At 67.9% G+C, this 8,535-nt stretch carries 5 protein-coding genes; 2 read left to right on the forward strand and 3 right to left on the reverse strand.

Annotation, left to right across the window (positions count from 1 at the left end; translation table 11 throughout):
- Positions 1-2,219 (reverse strand): ATP-dependent DNA helicase (locus ELR45_RS03140; protein ID WP_205855756.1); only part of this gene is annotated, 2,219 nt, incomplete at its 3' end.
- Positions 2,220-2,560: 341 nt separating this feature from the next.
- Here ELR45_RS03140 and ELR45_RS03145 point away from each other — a divergent pair.
- Both ELR45_RS03145 and ELR45_RS03150 read left to right on the forward strand, forming a co-directional pair.
- Positions 2,561-3,478 carry a hypothetical protein gene (locus tag ELR45_RS03145; RefSeq protein WP_129663298.1) on the forward strand — a complete coding sequence of 306 codons (918 nt, stop codon included), beginning with the start codon at positions 2,561-2,563 and terminating at the stop codon, positions 3,476-3,478.
- Between the two features lie 91 nt (positions 3,479-3,569).
- Positions 3,570-5,414 (forward strand): S9 family peptidase, encoded by a 1,845-nt coding sequence (locus ELR45_RS03150; protein WP_129663300.1) that lies wholly within the window; start codon positions 3,570-3,572, stop codon positions 5,412-5,414.
- A gap of 226 nt (positions 5,415-5,640) precedes the next feature.
- Here ELR45_RS03150 and hflX read toward each other — a convergent pair whose 3' ends face one another.
- Together hflX and ELR45_RS36620 are read right to left on the reverse strand one after the other, a co-directional pair.
- Positions 5,641-7,113, reverse strand: a complete 1,473-nt coding sequence (gene hflX / locus ELR45_RS03155) for a GTPase HflX (RefSeq protein ID WP_129663302.1) — start codon at positions 7,111-7,113, stop codon at positions 5,641-5,643.
- A gap of 694 nt (positions 7,114-7,807) precedes the next feature.
- Positions 7,808-8,535 (reverse strand): diaminopimelate epimerase (locus ELR45_RS36620; RefSeq protein WP_476704117.1); only part of this gene is annotated, 728 nt, incomplete at its 5' end.

An 8,535-nucleotide genomic window follows, 5' to 3' on the forward strand; every position in this document is an offset into this window, starting at 1 on the left:
GTGAACCACATCGGCGGCAACGACGCGCGCAGGTAGGTGCCGTAGCGCGCTGTCACCAGCCGCGGGTCGAGCACCGCCACCACACCGCGGTCGGTCGAGCGGCGGATCAACCGGCCCGCACCCTGGGCCAGCAGCAACGCTGCGTGGTTCGCCGCAACGGCCATGAAACCGTTACCGCCGTTCTTCTCCACCCAGCGCTGCCGGGCGGAGCTCAACGGCTCGTCGGGCCGTGGGAACGGCAGACGGTCGATGATCACCAGCCGGCACGAGTCACCGGGGACATCGACGCCCTGCCACAGCGACAGCGTGCCGAACAGGCTCGTCGCGGGATCCTCGCTGAACTTGCGCACCAGGGTGGGGACCATGTCCTCGCCCTGGCAGAGAATCGGGTTATCCGGCAGCCGGTCGCGGACCGCTTCGGCAGCCTCCTCCGCGCCCCGACGCGACGAGAACAGCGCCAGTGTCCGGCCGCCGGCCGCCGAGATGAGTTCCACCAGCGCGTCCACCGCCTCCGGGCGAAGCCCGTCACGGCCGGGGGTCGGCAGATCACGTGCGACGTACAGGATCGCCTGCTTGCCGTAGTCGAACGGCGAACCGACGTCAAGGCCGCGCCAGTCGGGCGCCTGCTCGCCGGTCAACCCGAACGCTCCGGCCGTCGCGTCGAACGATCCGCCCAGCTCGAGGGTCGCAGAGGTCGCGACGACGGTCATCTCGCCGAACAGCTTCTCGCGCAACAACCCGGCCACGGAGAGCGGCGCCACCCGCAGGATCTTGGCGCCACGATCCCGATCCTCGACCCAAACCACATCGTGCTCGCTCTCGCTGAGCAGCCGTTCGGACGTCTCGAAGATCTCGTCCACCATGGTCTTCGCCGCCCGGCGCGCCGCCTCCACGTCCGGCTCCTTCTCCCTGTCGGCGGTGGAGGCGAACCCGGACTGGACCGCTCGCGCGGCATCCCGGACGCCGATGAGCGCTTCCTGCAGCGGCGCGGGAAGCTCGTCGATCCGTGCCGGGGGCACGTCGGCCAGGACCTGGCGCAGGCGCTCGCCCGCCAGCCGCAACTCCCCGGCGTCCCCCTCGCCCGCATACGACCGGGACCGGGTCGCCGCGCGGTCGACCACTCCGGGCCAAAGATCCGCGGCAGCCACGCTGGTGACCCGCGCGGCCAGCTCATGTCCCTCGTCCACCACGACGATTTCGTGCTCGGGGAGCACGGGCACACCTTCGAGCGCGTTGATCGCCAACAGCGCGTGGTTGGTCACCACGATGTCGGCGTCGCTCGCCCGGAACCGCGCCTGCTCGGCGAAGCACTCCTTGCCGTACGGGCACCGTTGCGCGCCCAGACATTCCCGGGCACTGACGGACACCTGCGACCAGGCGCGGTCGCTGACGCCCGGCTCCAGCCGGTCGCGGTCACCGGTGCCGCCGTCTTCGGCCTGCTCCTCCGCCCAGTCACGTGCGCGGATGACCTCTGCGCCGATAGTGCCCACCGAGAGGTCGTCGGCGGCGACCAGCTCACCCTGGTCGTCCGGGACACCATTGCGGACCCGGTGCAGGCACGCGTAGTTGGCTCGTCCCTTCAACGTCGCCCACTTCGGACGGCGACCCAGCAACGGCTCCGCGACGTCGGCCAGCACAGGCAGGTCACGGTCGACGAGCTGGGCCTGCAGCGCGAGGGTCGCCGTCGCCACGACGGCCGGCTCGTCCATGCGGGCGGCGAACAGCAACGCCGGCACCAGGTAGGCCAGTGACTTCCCGGTTCCGGTCCCGGCCTGCACCAGCAGGTGCTCCCCGCTGCGGATCGCCTTCTCGACGGCTTCGGCCATCTCGATCTGTCCCGGCCGCTCCGTGCCACCGAGCGAGCTGACCACGGCGCTCAACAGATCGTCGATGCTGACGTCCTTGGGCCGCGGCCGCTTGCGCGGTGTTTCATCACCGTCGGGCCTATGGTCCTGGTCCGGGCCGCTGACGGCCAAGCCGGCCCCGGCTTCCTCTCCGCCAGCGGCAGGCCCCTCGCCACCTCGGTCTTCGCCGAGCGGCTCGCCGCGTCCACCTGGCGTCGTGTCGTCGTCCGAGCGGTCGGCGTCCTTGGGCATCTCATCCCGGATCGGACCGTCGTGCAACCCCGCGGCGTCCCCCTTGGTGGTGCCGACGCCTGATGACTCGTCGTCGGACAGCATCTCGAGGTCGCTCATCAGCTGCGGTTGCTCGTGGGTCACCGACGTGAGGCTACCCGTTTCGGGCCGATCGATCGACGCAGGGCCATCAGTTTTGGACCACATGCCGCAGCCGCCGTACCGGAGCATGGAGACTTCATCGGCTTCCTGTGGAAACAAGCTGCATCATGCACCGTTATCCACAATTCAGTGACCGCTATAGCCAGACCCTGCAAGAGGGCTCTATTAAAGGAGCATGACCTTCGGAGAGTATGGCGCCGTGGCCAACGCACATCACCATCCGCGGCCCGGACCGGACGAGTCATCCGCAGCCCGCGCCGCTTCGCCTCACGCAGGGCTGCTCCGCCCGGGGCCCACCGTGCCGGTCGGCCGCCCATCAGGACATGTCGGCCATGGTCAGCACTGAACACGAACTCACCATCGACCTGTTCCGCGAACAACCGTGGCTTGCCGCTCAGCTCTTGAGCCAGACGACAACCATCGACCTCGCCCGCTACACCGACGTCGACGAGCGGGCGGCGAGCCTCGCCGACCTCGAGCCCGCCACTTTCCACGCCGACGCCGTCTTCCTCTTCAGCGATACCGCAAGTGAGAACGGACAACTTGCGGTGATCCTCGAGGTTCAGCGTCATCCCAACGAAGACAAACGCCTCACCTGGCCTGCCTACGTCACGAACCTCCGCAAGAAGTTGCGCGGGCGACCGGTCATCTTGCTCGTCGTTTGTTCAGATCATGCCGTCGCTGAATGGTGTGCAAAGCCCATTCACCTCGGGCACCCAGGATTCGTCCTGAACCCTCTGGTGATCGGCCCTTCGAACCTTCCAGTCATGACGAGCCCTGCCGACATCGCCGCGGAGCCACACCTGGCCACGCTCGCAGCACTCGCACACAGACACGATGAAAACCTCCGAGCGCAGGTGCTGAAGCCCCTCCTGCACACCCTGATGGCCCAACGAGATCCGGACCTCGAGATGTACGCTGACTACGTGGTCAGCGGGATCAACGACCCTGATCGCCGGCAATGGGAGGACCTGATGACTCAGCTCAGGGAGAACTACCGAGAGGCCTACCGCCTCAAGCTTGAAGCACGTGGTGAAGCGCGTGGCGAAGCACGTGGTGAAGCGCGTGGTGAAGCGCGTGGCAAAGCCGAGACGCTATTACAGATCCTCGCGGCCCGGAGCGTCCATGTCCCCGACGACACCGCCGAGTACATCCTTTCCTGCCACGACAGCGAACAACTCAAGATATGGGTCGATCGCGCCCTCAATGCGACCACCATCGATGACATTCTGACGGAGTAGCACCGCAGCTGCGGGTAGGAAAGATCTCCAGGGGCATATCAGGGGCGCACCCTGCATCGGCCCGGACCGGACGACGTGATGGAATCGGTCCATGAGTGATGACCGCCCGCAGCTGATCCCCCGCGACGTGCTCTTCGGCAACCCCGAGCGCGTGTCGCCAACCCTGTCGCCCGACGGTACCCGGCTGGGCTTCGTCGCGCCCGAGGACGGCGTGCTCAACGTCTGGGTCGGCCCGGCCGATGACCCGTCCGCTGCGCGCCCGGTCACCTCCGACCGCGGTCGTGGCATCCGCATGTTCGACTTCTGCCACGACGACCGGACTCTGGTCTACCTGCAGGACACCGACGGTGACGAGGACTGGCGGCTGTACGCCCTGGATCTCGACACCGGCGAGGCGATACTCGTCACCCCGCAGACCGGCGTCACCGCCGGTGTGCTGGCCCATAACCGCTGGCACCCCACGACCATGCTCATCGCGCTCAACGCGGACAACCCCGCGCTGCACGACATCTACCGTCTCGACCTGACGACGCGGGAGATCGAGAAGGTCGAGACCAACCCCGGCTATGCCGGATGGATGGTCGACTCCGAGCTCGCCGTCCGCGGTGGGGTGGCGATGACCGAAGACGGTGGCGCCACCATCTACTTGCGCAACGGCCAGAGCGGGTCCGACGAGCCCTGGCTGGAGATAGGCCCGGACGACGTGACCGCCACCGGCGTCTACGGCTTCAGCCGGGACGGCAAGGTCGCGTACCTGACGTCGAGCGTGGGGGTCAATGCGTCGCGGCTGATCCGGGTCGACCTGGCGACCGGCGAACAGAGGGTTCTCGCCGAAGACGCCGAGTACGACGTGGCCGGTGTGACCTCACACCCAGAGACGCTGGAGCCCCAGGGCGTCACGTTCGTCAAGGAACGCAAGGAATGGCTGCACCTCGATCCCGAGTTCGGCGCCGAGGTCGACCACCTGCGCTCCCAGCTCCGCGGAGAGATCGGCGTCTCGCGGTCGGTCCGCGACGACCGCCGCTGGGTCGTCCACGACGTGCTGTCGGACGGCCCCATCCGGTACTACATCTATAACCGGGACACCCGTGAGCTCACCTACCTGTTCTCACACCGCACTGAGCTCGAGCAGTACGACCTCGCCGAGATGGAGCCGTTCAGCTTCACCGCGCGCGACGGCCTCACCGTCCACGGCTACTTGACCGCTCCGGTCGGACTCGAGCGACGCGACCTGCCGGCGGTCCTCAACGTGCACGGGGGCCCGTGGGCGAGGGACACGTGGGGCTACGATCCCGAGGCGCAGTGGTTCGCCAACCGCGGCTATGTCTGCGTCCAGGTCAATTTCCGTGGTTCCAGCGGGTACGGCAAGGCGTTCATCAACGCCGGTAACAAGCAGTGGGGCCGGACCATGCACACCGACCTGCTCGACGCTGTCGAGCACCTGGTCGGGCTCGGCTGGATCGACCGCAAGCGGGTCGGCATCTACGGCGGATCCTATGGGGGATACGCCGCGCTGGCCGGTGCCGCGTTCACCCCGGACGTCTTCCGCTGTGCCGTCGACTTGGTCGGCCCGTCGAACCTGCTGACGCTGCTCGACTCGATCCCGGAGTACTGGAAGCCGCAGATCGCCCTCATGTACAGCAGGGTCGGGAATCCTGAGACGGAGAAGGACCTCCTGTGGGACGCATCTCCGCTGTCGCGGGTCGAGGACATCCGGATCCCGATCCTCGTCGCGCAGGGTAAGAACGACCCCCGGGTCAAGGAAGCCGAAGCCGAGCAGATCGTCAACGCCCTCGTGGAGAAGGGCTTGGACCACGAATACCTGCTCTTCGAGGACGAAGGCCACGGCATGGCGAAGCCGGAGAACCGGGAGCGCTTCTATGCTGCTGCCGAGGCATTCCTTGCCCAGCACCTAGGTGGGCGATCCGCCGACTGAGGGGTTGCGTTGGTGGCGGGCGGTCGAGTTTGCCTCTGCGGCTGGGCCTCGGCGGCGATCTGCGTGGGTGGTCGGTTTCCGCTGCGCCTCGGCCTAAGTGCCGCTGCCGGCAATTCTCGACCGTCCGCCTGCCGCGAGCTTCAGTCGGGTACGTCCCGGGTTTGGGCAGAATGAAAGTCCGGGAGCGCGGCGAGGCGCTCCCGGACTTCTGTAGTGTGCTGGCTGATTAGGCGGAGTAGGGTGCGAGGGCGGCGGCCAAGGGCTCGGAGACCCGGGCGTGGATGCGGGTGCCGTCTGCCTCGTGCTCCACGGCGAGTACCTCTCCGGTGCCGTGCACCTTCGAGATCAGCTCCCCCCGGTTGTACGGGACGAGCGCGTCGACCTCGACCGGTGGCCGCGGCAGGCTCTCCTCGATCAACGACCGAAGCTTGTCGATCCCGGCGCCGCTGCGAGCGGACACCGCGACCGTGCCGACGTCGGCCCGGAGCAGTCGGGTGACCACGTACGGATCCGCGGAGTCCGTCTTGTTCACGACGACGATCTCCGGCACCTCTGCTGCACCGACATCCGCCAGCACCTCACGGACCGCGTTCAGCTGCCCCTCGGGATCGGGGTGCGAGCCGTCGACCACGTGCAGGAGGAGGTCAGCCTCGGCGACCTCTTCCAGGGTGGATCGGAACGATTCGACGAGCTCGTGCGGCAGGTGACGCACGAATCCGACGGTGTCGGCGAACGTGTACACCCGGCCGTCCGGTGTCTCGGCGCGGCGGACGGTGGGATCCAGCGTCGCGAACAGCGCGTCCTCCACCAGCACGCCAGCCCCGGTCAGCCGATTGAGCAGCGAGGACTTTCCGGCGTTGGTGTAGCCCACGATCGCGACCGCAGGCACCTGGTTCCGTCGGCGATCCGAGCGCTTGGTCTCGCGTGCGGTCCGCATGCCGTTGAGGTCACGGCGCAGCTTCGACATCCGGGTCCGGATCCGTCGACGGTCCGTCTCCAGCTTCGTCTCACCGGGACCACGGGTCCCGACGCCGCCTCCCGCGCCGCCGGCACGACCGCCGGCCTGCCGGGACAGGCTGTCACCCCAACCGCGCAGGCGCTGCGATAGGTACTCCAGCTGGGCAAGCTCCACCTGCGCCTTGCCTTCGCGACTCTTGGCGTGCTGGGCGAATATGTCGAGGATCAGCATGGTCCGGTCGATGACCTTGACCTTGACCCGGTCCTCCAGATTGCGCAGCTGGGAGGCCGACAGCTCGCCATCACAGACCACGGTGTCCGCGCCAGTGGTCAGGACCACCTCGCGCAATTCCTCCACCTTGCCGGATCCGATGAACGTCGCCGGGTCCGGCTTGTTGCGCCGCTGGACCAGGCCCTCCAGCACCACTGAGCCGGCCGTCTCAGCAAGAGCAGCCAGCTCGACCATGGAGTTGTCGGCGTCGGTGGAGTTCCCGTCGGCCCAGACTCCTGCGAGGACCACCCGCTCGAGTCGCAGCTGCCGGTACTCGACTTCACTGACCTCTTCGAGCTCAGTGGACAGACCGGCGACGCGCCGCAGAGAATGGCGGTCTTCCAGGTCAAACTCGCCGGTCGTAATCTCGACGTCGTCGTCATGGGCGCTCACCGCGCCGTATGTCACAAGATCATCAGACGTCTCGGTGTATGGATCGAATGTGGTGACCCGTTGCGGGTTCGTCGTCATGCTCCTTCTTCCGCCCCGTCTTCCGTATCGACCGGGGCATGAGCGATGCCAATAGTGTCGTTACGTTCAACGCCGGCGGCGAGCCAACGCATCCCGTGCTTTAAGGATGACACGCGCGCTGCCATCCATCACCATCATTTTCCGTGGGCGTTCGCGCTCGGGACGGAAATACCGGGTACCGCTCGCCAGATCGGCGAGAGGTACCCGGCCACATCACCGCTCGGGTTGCACCCTCGTGTCCGCCGCCAGCCGCAACGCCGACGTGGTGCGCACCGAGGCGGCCCTGCGGCCCCTTCGCTGCGCTGCACGCCGACGAGAACGCAGAGCGGCATTGGCAAGGACAACCTCACGGCGTTCCGATTCGATCTTCAACATGTTGCCACCTCTCAAACCGGTAGCCCTCCCCCGCAGAGAGCCACCACAAACGACGCTATTGCCCGGAACCGGATCCGGGATCAGACCGTGGTCGTCAATTCACGTCGTCCTACAGGAGGAGACGTCCCGCAGACGCATCCGGATGCTGTGACCTACGTCACATGCGCGCGCAACTCCGGCCCGAGGACGTCTCAGAGGTCCTTCCACGACCGCCATACGCTGCGGAATCAGCAGTGCGTGCCCTCCCGCCGAGGGAGTTCGCAGACGCGCAATCGGCCACGGATTAACATCGCGCAGCCGAACCCGCGACCCCTCAGGGTCAGAGCGCGACGGTGCCCCGCACGCCGAGTACGGCCGGTCCTGTGAGGAGCAACTCGCCATCCGCGCGGCGCGTCACGCGCAGCCGTCCGCCCGGGACGTCGACCGTGTACGTGGTCGAGCCCGAGAACGACGCCGCCGCGCTCGCGAGGTGACCCCCCGTCGCGTCGTCGCGTCGCATCGCCGCCCAGGCGGCCGCACATACGCCGGTTCCGCAGGAACGGGTCTCACCGACGCCGCGTTCCCAGACCCGCAGCGCGATGTGCCGCTCGCCCGCGACGGTGACGAACTCGACGTTGGCTCCGTCGGGAAACACCCCGTCGGGGCTCAGCGTCGGCGGCTCGGTCAGCACGCCGAGGCGGGCCAGGACAGTGGCCGGCCCCATCCGGCCGTGCTGATCGGCACCGCCGGCCTCGGCGTGAACCTCGCCTCCGTCGTCCGCCGGATCCATCGGCTCAGCCGGCCCGATCACGTCGTCGACGAAGACCACGGCATGGGGGTTGGGAACGGCGACGGCGATGGCAGGCCACCGACGCTCGGCGTCCAGACCCACGGTCACATGTGCCGGCTCCACGTTCTGGGCCGCCGTGCCGTGAACCGTCCCACCGCCGTCGCTCGCCGCGTCGTCGCTTGCGCCCGCGCCGCTCGCGACCATTGGCGTGGCGCGGCCCATCTCGACGGTGTACTCGCCGTCCGGCTCGGCGTGGACGGTTCGGAGGCCACCGCGCG

Origin of the sequence: Phytoactinopolyspora endophytica, assembly GCF_004138495.1 — a bacterium.
Taxonomy (GTDB): domain Bacteria; phylum Actinomycetota; class Actinomycetes; order Jiangellales; family Jiangellaceae; genus Phytoactinopolyspora; species Phytoactinopolyspora endophytica.

Excerpts from the sequence above, each read along its gene's own strand:
- hflX (WP_129663302.1), bottom strand. The coding sequence starts at position 7,113 with ATGACGACGAACCCGCAACGGGTCACCACATTCGATCCATACACCGAG.
- ELR45_RS03145 (WP_129663298.1), top strand. The coding sequence starts at position 2,561 with ATGTCGGCCATGGTCAGCACTGAACACGAACTCACCATCGACCTGTTC.
- ELR45_RS03150 (WP_129663300.1), top strand. The coding sequence starts at position 3,570 with ATGAGTGATGACCGCCCGCAGCTGATCCCCCGCGACGTGCTCTTCGGC.